Origin of the sequence: Parasphingorhabdus sp. (assembly GCF_039982415.1) — a bacterium.
GTDB lineage: Bacteria > Pseudomonadota > Alphaproteobacteria > Sphingomonadales > Sphingomonadaceae > Parasphingorhabdus.
In genome coordinates, this window is the sequence record NZ_JBDWYL010000001.1 from 491790 (window position 1) to 512478 (window position 20689).

Below are 20689 nucleotides of genomic sequence, written 5' to 3' on the forward strand. Positions count from 1 at the left end.
AACGGAATCTTATCTTGTTCGAAAAAAGGGACTGGATATGACAAAAACAGCGATGGTATCAGGTGGTACAGGCTATATTGCCACATATGTAATCCGGCAATTGTTGGATGAAGGGTGGCACGTCAATACCACGATCCGATCAATAGCGCGGGAAGCCGATGCGCATAGGCGATTTCCAGAAGCAGGCAACAAGCTTAAGTTTTTTCAAGCTGATTTAATGCATGATGAAGGCTGGGCGGCAGCCATGGCTGATTGTAGTCATATGGTGCACATTGCGTCGCCCATTATGGCAGCGACCCCTAAACATGAAAACGATTTAATCTTGCCGGCGCGTGATGGCGTATTACGCGCTCTCCAATTTTCAAAAGATGCTGGAGTTCAAAGATTTGTGCACACTTCATCCATGGCTGCCGTGTCCTATGGCGTTGAGCGCGGTGTTCACGAGTTTGATGAAAGTGATTGGACCGACGAAAACCATCCGGATGCTTCTGCCTATACCAAATCAAAAACAATATCCGAACGTGCTGCTCGAGACTGGATAGCGAAAAATGGTGATGTGATTGAATATTGTTCCGTCAATCCCGGAATGGTTTTGGGTCCGGTCGTTGATGCCGACTTCTCGGCTTCTGTATTGGCAGTACAACAATTGATGGATGGCAGTATGCCAATGGCGCCGGATATTTCCTTTCCGCTCGTAGATGTTCGTGATGTCGCTGATTTGCATGTGAAAGCCATGATGGCAGATAATATTGCAGGCGATAGGTTTTTGGCAGCGGGGCCGACTTTGTCATTTCTTGAAATGGCCAAGGTCCTTCGAGACAATTTGGGTGACAAGGCGCAAAAGGTGCCGACTCGTCAAATGCCAGACTGGTTGGTAACGGTTTTCGGACTGATAAATTCAGAAGTTCGCGGTATAAAATCCGAATTGGGCAAACGCCGTGTTGTTACCGGCACTTACTCTCAGGATAAATTGGCATGGACTATGCGGCCTGTGGAACAATCACTGATCGATACCGCTAACAGTCTTTTATCTCGAGGTGTCGTTACGGTTTAGGTGGTTTCAATTGAAATTTAATCAATCAATTAATTTTAATTGACGATTGCATAACTGGTTGTGCATTGACTAGGTCATATCACACCTAGTGATTCACAATCGAGGACAAAATGTCAGACATTATCGCACAATTGGAAGCGAAACGCGCTGAAGCCATGCTTGGCGGCGGACAAAAACGCATTGATAGCCAACATGCAAAGGGTAAACTCACAGCTCGAGAACGTATTGAGATATTATTGGACGAAGGATCGTTCGAAGAAATTGACATGTATGTGGAGCATAATTGTGTAGACTTCGGCATGGAAGAGACAAAAATCGCCGGCGACGGTGTCGTTACCGGATCTGGTACAATTAATGGCCGATTGATTTTCGTTTTTTCTCAGGATTTTACAGTTTTCGGTGGATCATTGAGCGAACGCCATGCGGAAAAAATCTGCAAAATATTAGACAATGCTATGAAAGTAGGCGCACCGGTTATTGGCATTAACGACAGCGGAGGTGCGCGTATTCAAGAAGGCGTCGCATCTTTAGGTGGTTATGCCGATGTATTTCAGAAAAATGTCTTGGCAAGTGGTGTTGTTCCACAGCTCAGCTTGATCATGGGACCTTGCGCGGGCGGCGCGGTTTACTCACCGGCGATGACGGATTTCATCTTCATGGTGAAAGACAGTAGCTACATGTTCGTAACCGGCCCTGATGTTGTAAAAACCGTCACAAATGAAATCGTTACACAAGAAGAATTAGGTGGTGCGATTACCCACACAACAAAAACCAGCGTTGCAGACGTGGCTTATGAAAACGATATAGAAGCTTTACTTGCGGCGCGGGATTTCATTGATTTTATGCCACTTAGCAATCGCGAAGAAGTTCCTGAGCGCCCGACAGCCGACCCATGGGATCGACTGGAAGAAAGTTTGGATACGCTTGTTCCAGCCAATGCCAATCAACCCTATGATATGCATGAAGTTATCGCAAAAATGTTGGACGAAGGCGACTTTTTCGAGGTTCAAGCAAGCCATGCCGGCAACATAATTTGTGGTTTTGGTCGTATGGAAGGTGCAACTGTGGGCGTTGTCGCCAATCAACCAATGGTTTTGGCTGGTTGCCTTGACATAAATGCTTCAAAAAAAGCCGCTCGGTTCGTCCGCTATTGTGATGCGTTTAACATCCCGATCGTTACCTTGGTCGATGTTCCTGGCTTTTTGCCCGGCACTTCGCAGGAGCATAATGGCATTATCAAACATGGCGCTAAACTGCTATTTGCCTATGCCGAAGCAACCGTGCCCAAAATCACGATCATTACCCGAAAAGCTTATGGTGGTGCCTATGACGTCATGGCGTCAAAGCATTTGCGCGGTGATCTAAACTATGCCTGGCCAACTGCTGAGATCGCGGTCATGGGGGCGAAAGGAGCGGTCGAGATTATCTTCCGCGGCAAGACCGAAGAGGAAATTGCCGAGAAAACAAAGGAATATGAAGACCGTTTCGCCAACCCGTTTATCGCCGCGCAAAAGGGGTTTGTGGACGAGGTGATAATGCCGCATTCGACACGTCGCAGAGTGGCACTGGGGTTACGAAAACTGCGCAACAAGGAGTTGGAAAACCCTTGGAAGAAGCATGATAATATTCCGTTGTAAGAGATAAGCTATGCCAACCGGATTAGTCGCTCTCCTTGATGACGTTGCAGCCATTGCAAAGGTCGCCGCAGCCTCGATTGATGATATTGGTGCTGCCGCCGCCAGAGCAGGAGCTAAGTCTGCTGGCGTGGTCATTGATGACGCTGCAGTCACGCCGCAATATGTTACCGGATTCAGCCCATCGCGCGAATTGCCAATGATTTGGAAGATTGCCAAAGGATCGATCAAGAACAAGTTATTTTTCCTCTTGCCCGCAGCCGTGTTGCTCGGTCAGTTCGCTCCGTTTCTCATTCCGTTCATTTTGATCCTTGGCGGCTTATTCTTATGTTATGAAGCTGCTGAGAAAATTTTGGAATGGCTTCATGTTGATGAAACCACCAAACATGATCAACCCGCCATTATAGAAGGTCCCGGACGGGAAGATGAAATGGTCTCGGGCGCCATTCGGACCGACTTCATTCTTTCAGCGGAGATTATGGCCATTGCCCTGTCCGAGGTGACGGATGAGATTTGGTGGCAACAAGGGATAATCCTCGCCCTCATTGGAATTGTCATTACCGTGGGTGTATATGGAACGGTCGCTCTGATTGTAAAAATGGATGATTTTGGCTTGCACTTGGCCAAAGAAAACGAAGGACTTATTAGGTCCTTTGGTCGCGGGTTGGTGGCGTTTATGCCAAAACTGCTCACCGCTATTTCGATCATCGGAACATTGGCTATGGCGTGGGTTGGAGGCGGCTTGCTGGTTCACAATATCGCGGCGATCGGATGGCACGGACCAGAACATTTGATTGATATTGTTTCGCATCCGCTTGTTGGCCTTTTCCCGACATCGGCACAACAATTTGCAAGCGGGATTAGTTTTGCGGTTTTATCGGGTCTTATGGGCGTTGGTATTGGTGCTGTAATTGCGCCATTGGTGCACAAAATAATCCCGCACGGAGAAGCGCATTGAAACTCGGCCGTTTGAATCATATCGGCGTGGTGACGCCTTCTATCCCCTATAGCATCGCTCATTGGCGAGACGTTATGGGCGCAACCAAAATCCATGATCCGTTTGACTTGCCTGCACAGGGAGTCAAAGTCTGTTTTGTCGACACACCCGCCGATGGCCCCGGCAATGGCACGCAGATTGAACTGATCGAACCATTGGGGGAAGAAAGTCCGATCCATGGTTTCCTAACCAAAAACCCTTTGGGCGGGCAGCATCATATCTGCTTTGAAGTGCCTGATATCCAAATCGCCAAGTCCGAGTTAGAAGCCATGGGCAAGCGTGTTCTTGGTGAACCGCGGATCGGGGCGCATGGCACGCTTATCTTTTTTGTGCATCCCAAGGATATGGGCGGGATGCTAACCGAGGTCATGGAAACGCCGAAGGATCACTGATCCGTCACAATATTAGGTAAAGTTGACCCGGGCTTAGGCCGCTCTGTCGACGCATAAAGGATGTTATATGGAATTCGAGAATATCAAGCTGGACATAGCCGATCAGGTGGCAACGATTACGTTGAACCAGCCAAGCCGATTAAATGCCTGTTCTTTGGATATGGCGGATGATTTATTGCTCGCACTGGACAAACTGGAGGATGCAAGGGTCGTTATCATAACTGGTGAGGGCCGTGCTTTTTGTGCTGGAGCCGATCTGCAAGCCAAAGGCGGCGATAGCGCTTTGTCGGGCGGGCAGGGCTCTTATGCTGCGTTGAACCAGCATTATAATCCGCTCATGTTGAAATTGGCCAAACTCAATATTCCGACCATTACAGCGGTTAATGGCCCAGCGGCAGGGGTTGGATGTTCGATCGCCTTGGCTAGTGATTTTGCGATTGCCGGGAAATCAGCATATTTTCTCCAAGCCTTCGTAAACATTGGATTAGTTCCTGATGGTGGAGCGAGTTGGATGTTGACGCGACTGGTTGGCAAAGCCCGCGCAACAGAAATGATGATGCTCGGTGAAAAAATTCCCGGCGAAAAAGCCGCAGATTGGGGATTAGTCTATAAATGTGTCGACGATGATGCGTTAATGGGAGAAGCAGAAACGTTGGCAAAAAGATTGGCCGCAGGCCCGACTGTTGCTTTGGGTGTAATGCGTCAAAATCTGGCCGCCGCGTTAGAAAGTGATTATGCATCAGCGTTGCTTAAAGAAGCAGAAGGCCAGCGACTGGCCGGTGACAGCAAGGATGCTCGCGAAGGTGCGATTTCCTTCCTGCAAAAGCGGAAGGCCGAATTTAAGGGCGAATAATGACTGATAAACCGACGATTGATGATTGGGAAGCGCTTGCCACCAAAGAAGTGAAGGGGCGCGATCTCACTTGGGAAACACCCGAAGGTATCGCTGTTAAGCCGCTTTATACGGCCGATGATGCGACCGATAAGGGGATCGATCCGGGGCTTCCGGGCTTTGGTCCATTTACTCGCGGGGTGAAAGCCAGCATGTATGCCGGGCGGCCGTGGACTATTCGCCAATATGCTGGTTTCTCAACCGCAGAAGAATCCAACGCCTTTTACCGGCGCAACTTGGCGGCGGGTCAAAAAGGCCTATCCGTCGCATTCGATCTCGCCACCCACCGCGGCTATGACAGTGATCATCCAAGAGTTGTAGGCGATGTTGGCAAGGCCGGCGTTGCGATAGACAGCATCGAGGACATGAAAATCCTGTTTGACGGCATTCCGCTCGATAGCATGTCGGTTTCAATGACCATGAATGGGGCGGTTATCCCTTGTCTGGCATTTTATATCGTCGCAGCGGAAGAGCAGGGCGTGTCTCAGGACAAGCTTGCCGGCACAATCCAGAACGATATTCTCAAAGAATTCATGGTTCGGAACACCTATATTTATCCGCCTGCGCCTTCAATGCGGATCATTTCGGATATTATTGCCTATACATCCGCACATATGCCGAAGTTTAACAGCATTTCGATCAGTGGCTATCATATGCATGAAGCGGGCGCGACAGCGGTACAGGAACTGGCTTTCACCATTGCCGATGGCCGCGAATATGCTAAACAAGCCATGGCAACAGGGCTAGATATTGACGCTTTTGCAGGACGTTTAAGCTTTTTCTTCGGAATTGGTATGAACTTCTTCATGGAAGTTGCCAAATTGCGGGCTGCTCGAACCTTGTGGCATCGTGTGATGACCGATCTGGGCGCACAATCGGAACGTTCCAAAATGCTGCGCACCCACTGCCAGACATCAGGTGTGTCTCTGACAGAGCAGGATCCTTATAATAACGTGATCCGAACCACGATAGAAGCCATGGCTGCAACCTTGGGTGGAACCCAATCGCTGCACACCAATGCTTTGGATGAAGCCATAGCTCTACCCACTGACTTTTCAGCCCGTATTGCGCGGAATACGCAGATTGTTTTGCAGGAAGAGGCCGGCATTACCAAAGTGGTCGATCCACTGGGCGGAAGCTATTATGTCGAGGCTCTGACCGACGAACTGGTTGATAAAGCATGGGAAATTATCGAACGGGTGGAAAGTGAAGGCGGTATGGCGAAAGCCGTAGCCGATGGCTGGCCCAAGGGCATGATCGAAGAAGCGGCGGCAGGCCGACAGGCGCGAGTTGATAAAGGTGATGATGTCATTGTCGGCGTGAACAAATATGTTCTAGAAGACGAAGATCAGCTCGAAACGCTTGATATTGACAACGCCAAAGTACGGCAGGGCCAAATTGCGCGACTGGATAAGATGCGCAAAGAGCGTGATGAGACGGCCTGTCAGGCGTCATTGAAAGCGATTACCGACGGTGCCAAAGCCGACGGTAATATGCTCGCTTTGGCGGTCGATGCTGCGCGCAAACGCGCTTCTCTGGGTGAAATTTCCGATGCCATGGAAGCGGCTTTTGGCCGCTATGCAACCAAGCCCACACCCGTAAAAGGTATTTACGGTGCCGCCTATGAAGGCGATCCGCAATATGCTTTGGTCGTCGATGGCGTAGATGCCGTGTCGCAGCGTCTCGGTCGAAAACCCAAGATTTTGGTCGCAAAAATGGGGCAAGACGGCCATGATCGCGGCGCTAATGTCGTTTCTAGCGCATTTACCGATATGGGTTTTGACGTAATTTCAGGGCCCTTATTTCAAACGCCTTCGGAAACGCGCGATTTGGCGCTGTCAGAAAATGTTGATGCGGTTGGCGCGTCTAGCCTGGCTGCTGGTCACAAAACGCTTATCCCGGAGCTGGTGGACATGCTGCGCGATTCGGGTCGCAGCGATATAAAAGTGTTTGCTGGCGGTGTTATTCCTCCACAAGACTATGAATTCCTTAGAAAATCTGGAGTAGTCGGAATTTATGGACCCGGTAGCAATATTGTGGAATGTGCCGCGGATATATTGCGCCTGCTAGGCCACAATATGCCACCTGAAACCGAGGAAGCCGCTGAATGAACGAGACTGAGACTATATCCCCCGAAACTGATAATGATGTTCGACAAAATTGGTCTCGCGAAGAAATTGCGGAACTTTTTAACCTTCCTTTTGATGAGCTGCTGTTTCAAGCGGCAACGGTTCATCGGCAATTTCATACGCCCGGACAGGTGCAACTCTCTACCTTATTGTCGATAAAGACTGGGGGATGCCCGGAAGATTGCGGTTATTGCAATCAATCCGCCCATGCAGAAAGCGGCTTGAAAGCGGAAAAATTGCTCGATGTGCGGTCAGTATTGCAAACTGCAGCCCAAGCAAAAGACCGAGGTTCTTCTCGTTTTTGCATGGGGGCGGCGTGGCGCAACCCGAAAGACAGGGACATGCCAGCCATTATTGAAATGGTTAAAGGCGTCCGGCAGATGGGCATGGAAACCTGCATGACGCTGGGGATGCTGACCAAGAAACAGTCTGATATGCTAGCTGATGCGGGTCTCGACTATTATAATCACAATATCGATACCTCACCGGAACATTATGAGAAGGTGATCACAACCCGAACTTTTGGCGATCGCCTTGAGACTCTCGAAAATGTTAGAACCAGCGGAATTAATGTCTGTTCTGGCGGAATTGTCGGTATGGGCGAGACGCGCGAAGACCGAGTGGGTTTTGTACATGCGCTGGCGACCTTGCCGAAGCACCCGGAAAGCGTTCCTGTAAACGCGCTGGTTCCAGTAAAAGGTACCGTGCTTGGCGATATGCTGGCCGATACACCGTTGGCAAAAATTGATGATATTGAGTTTGTTCGCACCATTGCGGTGGCGCGGATTACGATGCCTGCATCCATGGTACGCCTGTCCGCTGGACGAGAATCCATGTCAGAAAGCACGCAGGCGCTGTGTTTCATGGCAGGGGCGAACAGTATCTTTACCGGTGACAAATTGCTGACGACCGGCAATGCCGGAGACGACGCGGATGAAGCCATGTTTGAGAAATTGGGTTTGGTTCCGATGGAAGCGGAACAACGGGAAAACACTTTAGAGGCAGCTGAATAAATATGTTCAATAAAATTCTTATCGCAAACCGCGGTGAAATCGCTTGCCGGGTTATCCGGACCGCTCAGAAAATGGGTATCAAGACGGTTGCTGTCTATTCCGATGCAGATGCCAGAGCACCCCATGTGCAAATGGCGGATGAAGCCGTGCATATCGGACCTTCGCCGGCTGCGGAATCTTACCTTATCGCGGACAAAATTATCGCTGCCTGCAAAGAAACTGGCGCAGAAGCGGTGCATCCGGGCTATGGCTTTTTGTCTGAACGGACGAGTTTTCCCGAGCAATTGGCGGAGAATGACATTGCCTTTATCGGGCCACCACCCAATGCGATTGCAGCCATGGGCGACAAGATTGAATCGAAGAAATTAGCTGAGAAGGCCGGTGTCAGCGTGGTTCCCGGACATATTGGCGAAATTGATGACACCGAACATGCGGTCGATATCGCGGGCGGCATTGGTTATCCGGTAATGATGAAAGCCAGTGCTGGTGGTGGCGGCAAGGGCATGCGTCTCGCTTGGAACGAGAAAGACGTCCGCGAAGGTTTTGAAGCCACGAAACGTGAAGGCTTGGCCAGTTTCGGTGATGACCGGGTGTTTATCGAGAAATTTATCGAACAGCCACGTCACATTGAAATTCAGGTACTTGGCGACAAACATGGCAATGTCATTTATCTGGGCGAGCGCGAATGTTCTATCCAGCGCCGCCATCAAAAAGTCGTTGAAGAAGCACCATCTCCCTTTGTCGATCCCGACATGCGCAAGAAAATGGGTGAACAGGCCGTCGCTTTGTCACAAGCTGTGGATTATCACAGCGCGGGTACGGTGGAACTGATCGTTGGCGCGGACAAGAGCTTCTATTTTCTCGAAATGAATACCCGCTTGCAGGTCGAGCATCCCGTTACCGAATATATAACCGGTCTTGATTTAGTCGAACAGATGATCCGCGTCGCCTATGGTGAGAAATTACCGCTGACGCAGGATGACGTGACGCTGACCGGTTGGGCGGTCGAAAATCGCGTCTATGCCGAAGATCCCTATCGCAACTTCTTGCCTTCGACAGGCCGTCTGGTGAAATATAATCCGCCAGAAGCAGAAGATGGTATCCGGGTTGATGATGGTGTGGCTGAAGGCGGTGAAGTCTCCATCTTCTACGATCCAATGATTGCTAAACTGATCACTTATGGGGAAACCCGGATAGAGGCGATTGATCGCCAGATAGACGCGCTCAACCGGTTTGAAATAACAGGGCCAGGGCATAATATCGATTTTCTGTCGGCATTGATGCAGCATGACCGGTTTCGGTCTGGAAATATCACGACCAATTTCATCGCTGAGGAATATCCAGAAGGCTTTCAAGGCGCCCCGGCTACATCGGAACTAAATCGCAACCTAGCCGCCATTGCCGCATTTGCCGCAACCGCACATGCCGATCGTGCCCGGCGGATTGACAATCAATTGGGTCAAAGATTGCAGCCACCATCAGAATGGGAAGTAAAAATTGGCGACGAGATCCAGAAAGTCTCGGTATCGGAAGAGGGTATTTTGGTTGATGATCAGGATGTCGATCTTTCCGTGGCTTACACACCGGGTGACAGCCTGATTCTAGCGTATATTGGCGAAGAACCATTGTCAGTTAAAATTGCAAAAACAGCAAATGGCTTCGCTCTGAACACCCATGGCGCAACCCATAAGGTCCAGGTATTGCCGGCTCATGTTGCCCAACATGCCGTGCATATGATCGAAAAAATTCCACCTGACATGTCCAAATTTCTGCTCTGCCCGATGCCGGGCTTACTCGTCGCTTTGCATGTCAAAGAAGGCGATACGGTTGAAGAGGGGCAACCGCTCGCTGTGGTTGAAGCAATGAAGATGGAAAATATCTTGCGCGCAGAAAAAAATGCGGTGGTGAAATCGGTCAATGCAGAACAAGGGGATAGCCTTGCTGTGGATGCGGTGATACTCGAACTAGAATAATAGCCGATAGGGGAGGGTAAGATGGCCAGTGAGGCAGGCGCTGCGATGCAGCGAGAACCAACCGACAAAGAAATCCGCTTGGTCATCGGCGCCTCGTCTGCGGGCACGATTTTCGAGTGGTATGATTTCTTTATCTACGGCACTCTCGCAAGCTTAATTGGAACAGCTTTTTTCCCGTCTGGAAACGAAACGCTCCAATTACTATTAGTGTGGGCTGGATTTGCAGTGGGCTTCGGCTTTCGGCCCGTTGGCGCAATCCTTTTTGGTTTCCTTGGAGATCGATTGGGACGCAAATATACATTTCTGGTCACAGTCACTTTAATGGGCATCGCGACTGCAGGCGTGGGGTTGATACCCAGCGCAGAAACCATAGGACTTGCCGCGCCCGCTATCGTGATTTTCCTCCGGGTGTTGCAAGGACTGGCCTTGGGGGGAGAATATGGCGGCGCTGCCATCTATGTGGCGGAACATGCCCCCACTGAAAAACGGGGCTATTATACCAGCTATATTCAGGCCAGCGTTGCTGGTGGCTTTGTCTTATCCATTGGCGTGGTTTTGGCTTGTCGTTTTCTCATTCCCGCAGAAGATTTTAACAGCTGGGGTTGGAGAATTCCGTTCCTGTTGTCGATCGTACTGCTCGGCATCTCTTTATGGATGCGGCTCAAACTGAACGAAAGCCCAGTTTTCCAAGCCATGAAAGCGGAAGGCAAAACTTCTAAAAATCCATTTACCGAGAGCTTTTCCTATCCTGGCAACAAAAAACGGATATTTGTCGCGCTCTTTGGCATTACCGGTATTTTGACGACGATCTGGTATACAGCCTTTTTCTCCGGCATGTCCTTCCTTCGCGGCCCGATGAATGTCGATGATCTGACAGTTGATCTCATTTTGTTTTTTGCCGGACTAATTGCCATGTCTTTCTATTTAATGGTTGGCAAATGGTCGGATCGGGTAGGGCGAAAGAAACCTATTATCGTTGGTGCTATCCTGTCGTTGCTGCTTCTTTTCCCATCCTTCTGGGGCTTGGGGCAACTCGCTAATCCAGGGCTGTCAGCGGCATCAGAAGCCACGCCGGTTCGGGTAGAAGGCACAGCATGTAGCACTGACCCCTTTGCTGAGTTGTTCAGTCGAGAGCAGAGCGATTGCGGGAAGATTCTCGAGACCCTAACGGCCTCTGGTGTTGCATATACTGTAACGGATGGATCAATGTTGAAGCTCTTCGCGGGCAATGAGGAAATCACCGTCAACCCCAGTTGGTTCGGTGACGGGGCAATGCGCCGAGACGAAATTCGTGGAGCACTTAGTGCGTCAGGCTTTGATTTCGAGGAGCAACAACTCGGAGCATTGCGTATATTCGGTATTGTCGCAATCCTGCTGGTCCTTGGCGCATTGAGCGCGCTGACCTATGGTTCTGTCGCCGCCTTGTTGTCAGAAATGTTCCCCCCAAAAATCCGCTATAGTTCCATGTCCATTCCTTATCATATTGGGGCTGGATATCTGGGTGGTTTTCTGCCGCTCATCGCGGGCTATATTGTTGCGCGGTCGGGCGATGTCTATTCTGGCCTCTGGTATACATGGGTGGTTGTCGCCTTTGGTGTGCTTGTGGCTTGGTGGGGAATTCCCGATGATCCGGAAGCGGCTCTCGACGAAGCCGCCTAAAGCGATTATCGCCGCTGGATGAGCGACAAAAAAATAGAGAATCCATCGCCGCTACGCTTGCGCTTGGATAGCGAAGCATTGGTCAGCAATTGGCAAGCGCTCGATCAATTGAGCGGCGCAGCGACCGCTGGGGCTGCGATAAAAGCCAATGGCTATGGCTTGGGCGCCGAACCGGTTTCCCGGCTGTTACAAGCCGCGGGCTGCAAGGATTTTTACGTCGCCAACTGGCAAGAAGCATCGGAAATCGAAGCTATATTGCCAACTGATGTTCTTGTTTCAGTGCTCAATGGCGTGCGTGAGGAAGATATGACTTACGCCGTCCAATCCCGTGCAAAGCCCGTGCTGAACAGCATAGAGCAATTCCAGCGCTGGCAGCAAACCGGTCGTGTTTGTGATATCATGGTCAATAGCGGGATGAACCGATTGGGTATCAATCTTGATGAATTGAAAAAGATAGATGTCAGCACTTTGCAAGTCGATATAGTCATGAGTCACTTGGCTTCAGCGGATGAAGACACCAAGCAAAATGCAGAGCAGCTTGCGCAATATCAAGCCGCTCTCACCATGATTACCGGACGCCGCAAAAGCCTGTGCAACAGCGCAGGTATAGCGCTGGGCGCAGACTATCACTTTGATTGCACGCGCCCCGGACTGTCCCTTTATGGCGGTATTCCGCGTCCAGTATTGGCGGGCAAGATTAAGCAAGTTGTATTTCCGGAAACACAAATTCTCCAGTGCAGAAGCCTGCAGACTGGAGATAAGCTGGGCTATAACGCAAAATATGTCGCCGATCGTCAGCATGACATCGCCATATTGGCCATGGGTTATGCCGATGGCTATTTGCGCGGCTTTTCGAACCGTGGATATTTTTTATATCAGGGCCATAAATTACCAGTGCTTGGCCGCGTGTCGATGGACTTAATCGCCGTCGATATATCGCAGGCGTCATCATTGCGAGAAGGAGATTGGCTCTCTGCCGAATATGAATTGCCAATAGCCGCGCAGCAATCGGGTTTGTCGCAATATGAGTTGATTACCGGACTGGGCCATCGTTACACCCGAAATTGGTCATAAACTGAGCAGTTGCCATATCGCAATTGCACAAGAGAATTACCGCCGAACTCTGAGTAATATCCCACATTTGTTTCGAGATTATAGCTTTGGTTGCGGCAATGCACAATTTTGTCTAATGCAGGAACATATTCAAGATTTTTGAAGTCATATCGTGCTAAAATAATTCGACAAAATGCGGTGTGGTTCACAGGAGATAACATGGCCAAATCCAAAAAAGCGGATCCCGATGGTCCGATCATCATTAAGAAATATGCTAATCGTCGGCTCTACAACACGCAGACATCCAATTATATTACATTGGATTTTTTAGCCGAAATGACTCGCGATGATGTCGACTTTGTTGTGGTGGATGCCAAGTCCGGGGATGACATTACCCATAATGTTCTGACTCAGATCATAGTGGACGAAGAAAGCAACGGGCAAAATATGTTGCCAGTTAATTTCCTTCGCCAACTTATCTCCATGTATGGCAATAGTATGCAGTCTTTAATGCCGTCCTATCTCGAAGCATCCATGGATAATTTCCGGAAAAACCAGAAACAGTTTCAAGAAGCTGTCGAGGGGGCTTTGAACAAGAATCCATTGGGACAAATGGCCGTCAAAAATCAAAAGCAATTTCAAGAAACGATTGAAAATGCACTCAAGTCCAGTCCTTTGGGTTCTGTTGTTGAAAAGGCGCTTAATCCTTTAGGTTTGGGTGAGAAAGCCAATGATGATGAGGCTCCAGAAGAAGAATTGTCGGCAAAAGACATAGAGATTATGGAGCTCAAGCAGCAATTGGCCGATATTCAATCTAAAATCGACAATCTCGGCGACTAGTTTACAGCCTTTCCTTTTGACTAACAATTTTCTGACAGGACTCTAATTCGTGAAGAAAAACGCGCTATCCGTGACAAGAGAAGCTGACTTTTCAGCATGGTATCAACATCTTATTTCTGAAGCCGATCTTGCCGAAGAATCAGGCGTTCGCGGATGTATGGTCATGCGACCATGGGGCTATGGTATTTGGGAACGCGTGCAATATTTGATGGATCAGCGCATCAAAGCGACAGGCCACGAAAATTGCTATTTCCCGTTGTTTATCCCGCTTAGTTATTTCGCCAAAGAAGCAGAACATGTTGACGGTTTTGCCAAGGAAATGGCGGTCGTTACGCATCATCGCTTGATGAAGGACGAAAATGAAGGCCTGGTCGTCGATCCCGATGCAAAACTGGAAGAACCACTGGTGGTTCGCCCGACTTCTGAAACCGTTATCGGAACAGCTTTTTCCCGCTGGGTGCAAAGCTGGCGGGATTTGCCCGTCATGATCAATCAATGGGCCAATGTGGTGCGTTGGGAAATGCGAACACGCATGTTCCTTCGGACCAGTGAGTTTCTGTGGCAAGAGGGGCATACGGCCCACGCCACACGCGAAGAAGCAATGGAAGAAACACTCGATATATTAGAGCTTTACCGGAGTTTTTCCGAAGAAGTTTTGGCGATGCCAGTAATCGCTGGTGAAAAACCCGAAAATGAGCGGTTTCCCGGAGCTGATGCCACCTATTCCATCGAAGCGATGATGCAAGATGGAAAGGCATTACAAGCTGGAACCTCTCACTTTTTAGGGCAGACATTCTCGAAAGCGCAGAATATTCGCTACCAGGATAAAGAGGGTCAGTTTCAATTTGCTTATACCACCAGCTGGGGCACATCGACGCGTCTAATTGGCGGCGTGATAATGACTCATGGTGATGATGATGGACTACGCGTTCCGCCGCTGATCGCACCTTATCAGATAGTTATAGTACCGATGCTTCGTGACAAACCAGAGGATGAGGCTGTCTTGGACTTTTGCGCTTCACTGCACAAACAATTGTCTGGACTGCAGGCTTTTGGAGAAAATGTGCGCGTAAAACTGGATAAAAGTGGAGCGAAAGCCTCAAATAAACGCTGGTCTTGGGTAAAAAAAGGCGCTCCCTTGATCCTTGAAATAGGACCGCGCGACGTTGCTGAAGGCAATGTGTCTGCCCTTCGCCGAGATGCCCTATATAAAGAAAATGGTAAGCTCGATGCACAGATATTGAGCAAGGCAGGATTTGCAGATCAGGCACCCGCACTGCTCGAAAAAATTCAAACAAAGCTACACAACGAAGCCAAAACGCGCCTTGAAGCTAATATCACAAAAGGTGTTAGCGAGTTTTCAGACGTTGAAAAATTCTACAAAGAGAATAAGAAATATCCCGGTTGGTTAGAAGTCCAATGGTGTAAAGCAACTGGCGAAGATTTGATAAAAATCGAAGAGCGATTGAAGAAACTGAAATTGACGTTCCGAAACGTTCCCCAAGAGGCGGTTTCCGCTGATGGTGAATGCATTTTTACCGGTAAACCCGCGGTAGAACGCATCCTCATCGGCAAAGCTTATTGATGGCAAGATCTTCCAAATCTCACAAACCTCGGCAGGTTCCGACGCGCAAACAGATTTTGGAGTTTATTGAGAAATCCGATCAACCTGCAGGTAAGAGGGAGATTGCCAAGGCTTTTCAGTTGCGCGGATCAGATAAAATTGCGTTGAAAGCCTTGTTGAAAGACATGGCGGACGAAGGCTTAATAGATAGCAGCCCGGGACGCGCCTTCCACAAAATGGGAGGCATTCCAAAAGTTACTGTTCTCAAAATCGTAGAAATAGATGGTAACGAAGCCATTGGTATGCCCGATCGTTGGGATGCCGATAAGGTTCCCGCACCGCGCCTTCGTATCAAGGAAAAAGGACGGCGTGCGGCTTTGGCGGTTGGCGACAGGATTTTGGCGCGAACCGAGGAGCGAGGATCGGGCCATATCGCCTTCATGATGAAAAAAATCGCGCAGAGCAGCGATATGCTTATGGGCGTGATTGAAAAGGACGAACGAGACCGGTTCTGGTTGAAGCCAGTGGATCGAAAAATCCGCCGTAGCACAGCCATAGCTGATCTTGGCGATGCTGAAGTTGGCAATCTTGTCTTGGCGGAACCAACCGGTCGCGGCGCTCAAACGAGAGCGCGGGTCAAAGAAATATTAGGTGATCCTTTCGCACCCAAATCTTTCAGTCTGATCGCGCTTCACAAATATGAGATTCCGCAAGAATTTACGGCAAAAGCGCTGGATGAAGCGGAGCAAGCAGTAAAACTCAATTTAAGCCAAGATCATCGAGAAGATTTAACCGATCTGCCGATTATAGCCATAGACCCTGCAGATGCGCGCGATCATGATGATGCGATTTGGGCGATGGAAGATGATGACCCAGGCAATGCAGGCGGTTTCAAGGCTATTGTTGCAATTGCGGATGTCTCTTTCTATGTCCGCAGCGGAACCCAATTGGATCGCGAAGCCTATAAACGTGGTAACAGCGTCTATTTTCCGGATCGCGTGGTTCCGATGTTGCCCGAAGCGCTATCAACCGATGTTTGTTCGTTAAAGCAGGATGTCGATCGGGCTGCTCTGGCTTGTCATTTGATTATTGATGCAAAAGGCAAAGTAACAAAATCTCGCTTTACCCGGGCGATTGTTCGGCTCCGCGGAAATATTGCTTATGAAGACGCACAAGCAGCGATCGATGGATCGATTGCACATCCTTTGTTATCCGAAGCGTTGACACCTTTATGGAATTGCTGGAAATTATTGGCAAAAGCGCGGGCTGCTCGGGAACCGCTTAATCTCGACTTGCCAGAAAAACGTGTTGTTCTGGATGATGCAGGCCGGATCGCTGAAATTGCAGAAAGAGAGCGTCTGGACGCTCATCGCTTAGTAGAAGATTTCATGATTGCAGCCAATGTAGCGGCCGCAAAAAAACTGGAATCCAAAAAAGCACCCCTGATTTACCGGGTGCATGAAACGCCTTCTCGAGAAAAACTCATCGCGCTTAAGGACTATTTGAAAAGTTTCGATGTCAGTTTTGCCATGGGCCAGGTCATCAAACCGGCTGTGTTCAACCGGTTGATCGATAAGGTCGACAAGAAAGAAATATTACCGCTGGTCATGGAGCAAGTGCTGCGAAGTCAAACCCAAGCCTATTATGGCGTCAGTAACTTGGGTCATTTCGGTTTGTCACTTGGCAGCTATGCGCATTTTACCAGCCCTATCCGCCGTTATGCCGATCTGGTCGTGCACCGCGCCTTGGTTAGCGCCTGCGATCTGGAACAACCCAAACCAAAGCAAAATCTTATTCCGGCCCTAAGCGGATTGAACAAAGAATCCATTGGATCCTTAGATTTGATTTCGGAAAAAATCAGCCAACGCGAACGGCGAGCAATGATGGCCGAGCGCGAAACCGTAGATCGTTATATTTCTGCGCATCTATCTGATCATGTTGGTCAAGTCTTGCAATGCCGCATCACGGGCGTGCAAAATTTTGGATTTTTCGCAACGGTTGAAAGTCTCGGTGGAGACGGTCTGGTTCCCGTTCGGACACTTGGGGTTGAGCGGTTCGACTATGACGAACAGAAACAGCAATTGGAAGGCGTGGACAGCGGGACCAAATATGAGATTGGGCAAAGATTGGATTTGCGTTTGGTCGAAGCCAATCCTGCAACCGGCAGTCTCTTGTTTGAACTGGCTGAAGGGGCCAATCATATGGCGGGGTCCTATTCCCGCGGACGCGGACGAAACAGCGGAAAACCCAAAAGCCACCGTAAAGGAAAACGGGGCCGCCCAGGAAATATAAAGCACCGTAGTCGATAATGTAACCAAGCGGTTCTTTATCGCGAATAGGCAAGGTAAACCATAAAAGGATATCTTTATGCCTGTTGCTATTCCGACTGAAAAACTTCCCGATTTTACTGTACCGTTGACCGATGGCGGGCGGTTCCAGTTAAGCCAGCGGGCAGGCGATAATTTTACTTTGCTTTTGTTTTATCGCGGCTTGCATTGCCCAATTTGCAAAACTCAATTGCGTGATCTGCAGAAAAAGTTGTCCGACTTTGCCGAGCGGGGCGTGACCGCAGTTGCGATTAGTATGGATGAAGAAAGCCGCGCGCAGGAATCTGCTGAAAAATGGGGGATTGATGAATTATTGCTGGGCTACGGGCTGGCCGAAACCACTGCGCGTGCTTTGGGGCTCTATTTATCTGCCGGGCGCCCAGACAGCGCTGAACCTATGCTGTTTTCCGAACCCGCATTGTTCTTGGTTCGCCCGGATCAGACCCTATATTTCGCGAGCATACAAAGCATGCCCTTTACACGACCGCCCTTGGATCAATTGTTGATGGGTATCGATTATGCTTTGGCGCATAATTATCCCGCGCGCGGCGAAGTTGGCGCCTCTTAACTCAGGCGATCAATTTCTTCTTTGCTCAAGGAGCCGGGAACAACCATCACAGGGCAGGGCAATGTTCCCACTTCGGTTGCCGCGAAATGGGTAACGAGAGGGCCGGGAGCACCCTGAGCTGCTGCGCCCAACACCAAGGCCGCTAGTCCGTCGACCTCGCCCATGAGCTTCAACACATCTTTTGGGCCTTTTCCTTCTTTCACTGTGATGGAAGGGCGAATCCCGGTTTCTTCAAATAAGGTTCCAGCGGCACTCGATACAAGGGCTTCCGCTCTGTTTTTGGCTTCCTCTTCCAAAGTTGCTTGAACGCCGCCCCAAGCGACAAAGCCCTCACTCTCTACAAGGGCTAAAATATGCAGCGCGCCGTTTGTTTTCATCGCCCGGCGAGAGGCGAAACGCAGCGCGATACTGGCCTCTTCGGTTTCGTCAATAACCACTAGGTAAGTACGCATGAAAAATCCCCAACTATCAGCGTATTTTTTTTATTAAATCCATGCTTGCGACAAAAGGCTGTGATATGCAAGATTTACACTGCTTGCGCTTTGCTTCCTTTTGCGCATAAACGCTCTTACACTTCAAAAGAATAAAGGTTTCCTCTCCATGCCGATCAACCTTCAAATGCCCGCTTTGTCACCGACAATGGAAGAGGGGACACTTGCCAAGTGGCTAGTTAAAGAGGGGGATGAAGTCAGTTCTGGTGATTTGCTGGCAGAGATTGAAACCGACAAAGCGACGATGGAGTTTGAAGCGGTTGATGAGGGTACGATTGCAAAAATCATAATTGCCGAGGGCACGGACAATGTCAAAGTGGGTGAAGTGATCGCTATCATGGCGGAAGAAGATGAAGATGTGGCGGATGCTGCCAATGCCAAAACAGCTTCTGCGTCGCCGGAAAAAGCCCCTGAACCCCAACAGGAAGCGGTATCAGCACCCGAAGCTACGGCTTCCCCGGTGGGAGAGAACAAGCCTACAGCGCCAACGCAAACCGCAGCGCCAAGCGGTGCCCAACGGATCAAAGTGAGCCCATTGGCACGCCGCCTAGCGGAACATAAAGGTGTCGATCTTGCCAATATCGCTGGCTCTGGCCCAGGCGGACGGATAATCAAGGCCGATATTGACGCTGCTGAGGGAGGATCAGCGCCAATCAAAAGCGCCGCCGCGGCTCCAGTGGCGGTCACCGCTGCGGCGGCTGCCCCCGCACCAACGGCCAATGATTTCGATATTCCGCACACATCCGAAAAACTATCCGGCATGCGCAAAACCATTGCCCGCCGCCTGACCGAAGCAAAACAAACCATACCGCATATCTATCTGACGGTGGACATAGAGCTCGACAAGCTGCTCAAGCTGCGCAGCGAACTTAATGCGACGCTGGAACCGCGCGGCATCAAACTGTCGGTCAATGACCTGCTGATCAAGGCGCTGGCCGTTTCGCTGATGCAAGTACCGAAATGCAATGTCTCGATCGACGGCGATCAGCTGAAAACTTTTGCCCGTGCCGATATTTCGGTCGCTGTCAGCATCCCCGGAGGTTTGATCACTCCGATTATCACCAGCGCCGACACCAAGTCGCTCAGCGCCATTTCCACTGAAATGAAAGATCTCGCGGACCGCGCCAAGGACGGCAAGCTCAAGATGCACGAATATCAGGGCGGCACCGCCAGCATCTCCAATATGGGTATGTTCGGCATCAAGAATTTCGATGCCGTGATCAATCCGCCTCAAGCGATGATCATGGCCATTGGTGCAGGGCAGAAACGCCCCCATGTGATCGACGACAGCCTGCAAATAGCGACGGTGATGAGCGCAACCGGCAGCTTTGACCACCGAGCGATTGACGGTGCCGATGGTGCACAATTGATGCAGGTGTTTAAAGAGCTGGTGGAAAACCCATTGGGGATGCTGGCCTAAACTGGCTCGCTTCACAGTGGTTCCCATACCCCCAAAAGGAGAACCTCTATGAAAATTGCAGTTATTGGAAAAGGACGCGTCGGCAGCGTGTTAGGACCAGCTTTTAATAAAGCCCGGCATGATGTCTCCTATGGCGTCCGCAATCCAGATGATGAGAAATACGAAAATGGTGATGGGATCCCGCTTCAATCTACGCCCGACGCGGCGCAAGGTGCAGACGTCGTCATTCTATCAGTGGACTGGTCTGTCGCCCTTAAAGCGCTCGCACAATGCGGCGATCTGTCTGGAAAGATTTTGATCGATTGCAATAACCCTTTAAAAATGGGCGACAATGGTCTGGAATTGGCATTGGGTTTTGATAATAGTGCTGCAGAAATGATCGCTGCGCGCACTGATGCCTTCGTGGTAAAAGCCCTTAATCAAGTGGGTTCTCCCGTTATGGGTATGGCGCATGATTATCCCAATCGTCCGATCCAGTTCGTCGCCGGAGATGACGAGGATGCAAAGCAAGTCGTTAGTGGTTTGTTGCGCGACATTGGTTTCAATCCGATTGACTATGGCCAACTCATCAACGCCCGCAAGCTTGAACCGCTAGCGATGGTGTGGATTGATCAAGCATTTAAGCATGATATGGAACCGCACTCGGCTTGGTATCTAATGCCCGGCAAATAATGAAAGTAGAA

General features: G+C 49.9%; 17 protein-coding genes. 16 read left to right on the forward strand and 1 reads right to left on the reverse strand.

Annotated elements, in window-relative coordinates; genetic code table 11:
- Positions 1 to 37: 37 nt before the first annotated feature.
- The 14 genes from ABJU74_RS02495 to ABJU74_RS02560 all read left to right on the forward strand — a co-directional run bounded on the left by ABJU74_RS02495 (position 38) and on the right by ABJU74_RS02560 (position 18095).
- Positions 38 to 1054: an NAD-dependent epimerase/dehydratase family protein gene (locus ABJU74_RS02495; RefSeq protein WP_348382933.1), complete on the forward strand. Its 1017-nt coding sequence runs from the start codon at positions 38 to 40 to the stop codon at positions 1052 to 1054.
- Positions 1055 to 1164: 110 nt separating this feature from the next.
- Positions 1165 to 2691: an acyl-CoA carboxylase subunit beta gene (locus tag ABJU74_RS02500; protein ID WP_348382934.1), complete on the forward strand. Its 1527-nt coding sequence runs from the start codon at positions 1165 to 1167 to the stop codon at positions 2689 to 2691.
- Between the two features lie 10 nt (positions 2692 to 2701).
- Positions 2702 to 3646, forward strand: coding sequence for a DUF808 domain-containing protein (locus ABJU74_RS02505; RefSeq protein WP_348382935.1), 945 nt, complete (start codon positions 2702 to 2704; stop codon positions 3644 to 3646).
- On the forward strand, positions 3643 to 4077 hold the full coding sequence (gene mce / locus ABJU74_RS02510; protein WP_348382936.1) for a methylmalonyl-CoA epimerase: 435 nt from the start codon (positions 3643 to 3645) through the stop codon (positions 4075 to 4077). The genes ABJU74_RS02505 and mce overlap by 4 nt, the downstream gene beginning before the upstream one ends.
- 67 nt (positions 4078 to 4144) lie before the next feature.
- Positions 4145 to 4930, forward strand: a complete 786-nt coding sequence (locus tag ABJU74_RS02515; protein ID WP_348382937.1) for an enoyl-CoA hydratase-related protein — start codon at positions 4145 to 4147, stop codon at positions 4928 to 4930.
- Positions 4930 to 7080 carry a methylmalonyl-CoA mutase gene (gene scpA, locus ABJU74_RS02520; RefSeq protein WP_348382938.1) on the forward strand — a complete coding sequence of 717 codons (2151 nt, stop codon included), beginning with the start codon at positions 4930 to 4932 and terminating at the stop codon, positions 7078 to 7080. The genes ABJU74_RS02515 and scpA overlap by 1 nt, the downstream gene beginning before the upstream one ends.
- Positions 7077 to 8111, forward strand: a complete 1035-nt coding sequence (bioB, locus tag ABJU74_RS02525) for a biotin synthase BioB (protein WP_348382939.1) — start codon at positions 7077 to 7079, stop codon at positions 8109 to 8111. The genes scpA and bioB overlap by 4 nt, the downstream gene beginning before the upstream one ends.
- A 2-nt stretch (positions 8112 to 8113) precedes the next feature.
- Entirely contained in the window at positions 8114 to 10084 is a 1971-nt protein-coding gene (locus tag ABJU74_RS02530) for an acetyl/propionyl/methylcrotonyl-CoA carboxylase subunit alpha (RefSeq protein WP_348382940.1), read from the forward strand.
- A gap of 21 nt (positions 10085 to 10105) precedes the next feature.
- The gene (locus tag ABJU74_RS02535) at positions 10106 to 11743 is read left to right on the forward strand and encodes an MFS transporter (RefSeq protein WP_348382941.1); all 1638 of its coding nucleotides are present in this window, start codon (positions 10106 to 10108) and stop codon (positions 11741 to 11743) included.
- Between the two features lie 18 nt (positions 11744 to 11761).
- Positions 11762 to 12817, forward strand: a complete 1056-nt coding sequence (alr, locus tag ABJU74_RS02540) for an alanine racemase (protein WP_348382942.1) — start codon at positions 11762 to 11764, stop codon at positions 12815 to 12817.
- Positions 12818 to 13015: 198 nt separating this feature from the next.
- Entirely contained in the window at positions 13016 to 13636 is a 621-nt protein-coding gene (phaR, locus tag ABJU74_RS02545) for a polyhydroxyalkanoate synthesis repressor PhaR (RefSeq protein WP_348382943.1), read from the forward strand.
- Between the two features lie 49 nt (positions 13637 to 13685).
- Entirely contained in the window at positions 13686 to 15221 is a 1536-nt protein-coding gene (gene proS / locus ABJU74_RS02550) for a proline--tRNA ligase (RefSeq protein WP_348382944.1), read from the forward strand.
- Positions 15221 to 17509 carry a ribonuclease R gene (rnr, locus tag ABJU74_RS02555; RefSeq protein WP_348382945.1) on the forward strand — a complete coding sequence of 763 codons (2289 nt, stop codon included), beginning with the start codon at positions 15221 to 15223 and terminating at the stop codon, positions 17507 to 17509. Before proS ends, rnr begins: the two co-directional genes overlap by 1 nt.
- 58 nt (positions 17510 to 17567) lie before the next feature.
- Positions 17568 to 18095 (forward strand): peroxiredoxin-like family protein, encoded by a 528-nt coding sequence (locus tag ABJU74_RS02560; protein ID WP_348382946.1) that lies wholly within the window; start codon positions 17568 to 17570, stop codon positions 18093 to 18095.
- Here the strand turns inward: ABJU74_RS02560 and ABJU74_RS02565 are convergent.
- Positions 18092 to 18547: a universal stress protein gene (locus ABJU74_RS02565; RefSeq protein ID WP_348382947.1), complete on the reverse strand. Its 456-nt coding sequence runs from the start codon at positions 18545 to 18547 to the stop codon at positions 18092 to 18094. The genes ABJU74_RS02560 and ABJU74_RS02565 overlap by 4 nt on opposite strands.
- A gap of 148 nt (positions 18548 to 18695) precedes the next feature.
- Here ABJU74_RS02565 and ABJU74_RS02570 point away from each other — a divergent pair, with 148 nt between their 5' ends.
- Positions 18696 to 20006, forward strand: a complete 1311-nt coding sequence (locus tag ABJU74_RS02570; RefSeq protein WP_348382948.1) for a pyruvate dehydrogenase complex dihydrolipoamide acetyltransferase — start codon at positions 18696 to 18698, stop codon at positions 20004 to 20006.
- A gap of 48 nt (positions 20007 to 20054) precedes the next feature.
- A complete protein-coding gene (locus tag ABJU74_RS02575; RefSeq protein WP_348382949.1) occupies positions 20055 to 20678 on the forward strand; it encodes an NAD(P)-binding domain-containing protein in 624 nt (207 codons plus the stop codon).
- Positions 20679 to 20689: the final 11 nt, after the last annotated feature.

Excerpts from the sequence above, each read along its gene's own strand:
- ABJU74_RS02495 (WP_348382933.1), top strand. The coding sequence starts at position 38 with ATGACAAAAACAGCGATGGTATCAGGTGGTACAGGCTATATTGCCACA.
- ABJU74_RS02500 (WP_348382934.1), top strand. The coding sequence starts at position 1,165 with ATGTCAGACATTATCGCACAATTGGAAGCGAAACGCGCTGAAGCCATG.
- ABJU74_RS02505 (WP_348382935.1), top strand. The coding sequence starts at position 2,702 with ATGCCAACCGGATTAGTCGCTCTCCTTGATGACGTTGCAGCCATTGCA.
- ABJU74_RS02515 (WP_348382937.1), top strand. The coding sequence starts at position 4,145 with ATGGAATTCGAGAATATCAAGCTGGACATAGCCGATCAGGTGGCAACG.
- scpA (WP_348382938.1), top strand. The coding sequence starts at position 4,930 with ATGACTGATAAACCGACGATTGATGATTGGGAAGCGCTTGCCACCAAA.
- bioB (WP_348382939.1), top strand. The coding sequence starts at position 7,077 with ATGAACGAGACTGAGACTATATCCCCCGAAACTGATAATGATGTTCGA.
- ABJU74_RS02530 (WP_348382940.1), top strand. The coding sequence starts at position 8,114 with ATGTTCAATAAAATTCTTATCGCAAACCGCGGTGAAATCGCTTGCCGG.
- ABJU74_RS02535 (WP_348382941.1), top strand. The coding sequence starts at position 10,106 with ATGGCCAGTGAGGCAGGCGCTGCGATGCAGCGAGAACCAACCGACAAA.
- alr (WP_348382942.1), top strand. The coding sequence starts at position 11,762 with ATGAGCGACAAAAAAATAGAGAATCCATCGCCGCTACGCTTGCGCTTG.
- phaR (WP_348382943.1), top strand. The coding sequence starts at position 13,016 with ATGGCCAAATCCAAAAAAGCGGATCCCGATGGTCCGATCATCATTAAG.
- rnr (WP_348382945.1), top strand. The coding sequence starts at position 15,221 with ATGGCAAGATCTTCCAAATCTCACAAACCTCGGCAGGTTCCGACGCGC.
- ABJU74_RS02560 (WP_348382946.1), top strand. The coding sequence starts at position 17,568 with ATGCCTGTTGCTATTCCGACTGAAAAACTTCCCGATTTTACTGTACCG.
- ABJU74_RS02565 (WP_348382947.1), bottom strand. The coding sequence starts at position 18,547 with ATGCGTACTTACCTAGTGGTTATTGACGAAACCGAAGAGGCCAGTATC.
- ABJU74_RS02570 (WP_348382948.1), top strand. The coding sequence starts at position 18,696 with ATGCCGATCAACCTTCAAATGCCCGCTTTGTCACCGACAATGGAAGAG.
- ABJU74_RS02575 (WP_348382949.1), top strand. The coding sequence starts at position 20,055 with ATGAAAATTGCAGTTATTGGAAAAGGACGCGTCGGCAGCGTGTTAGGA.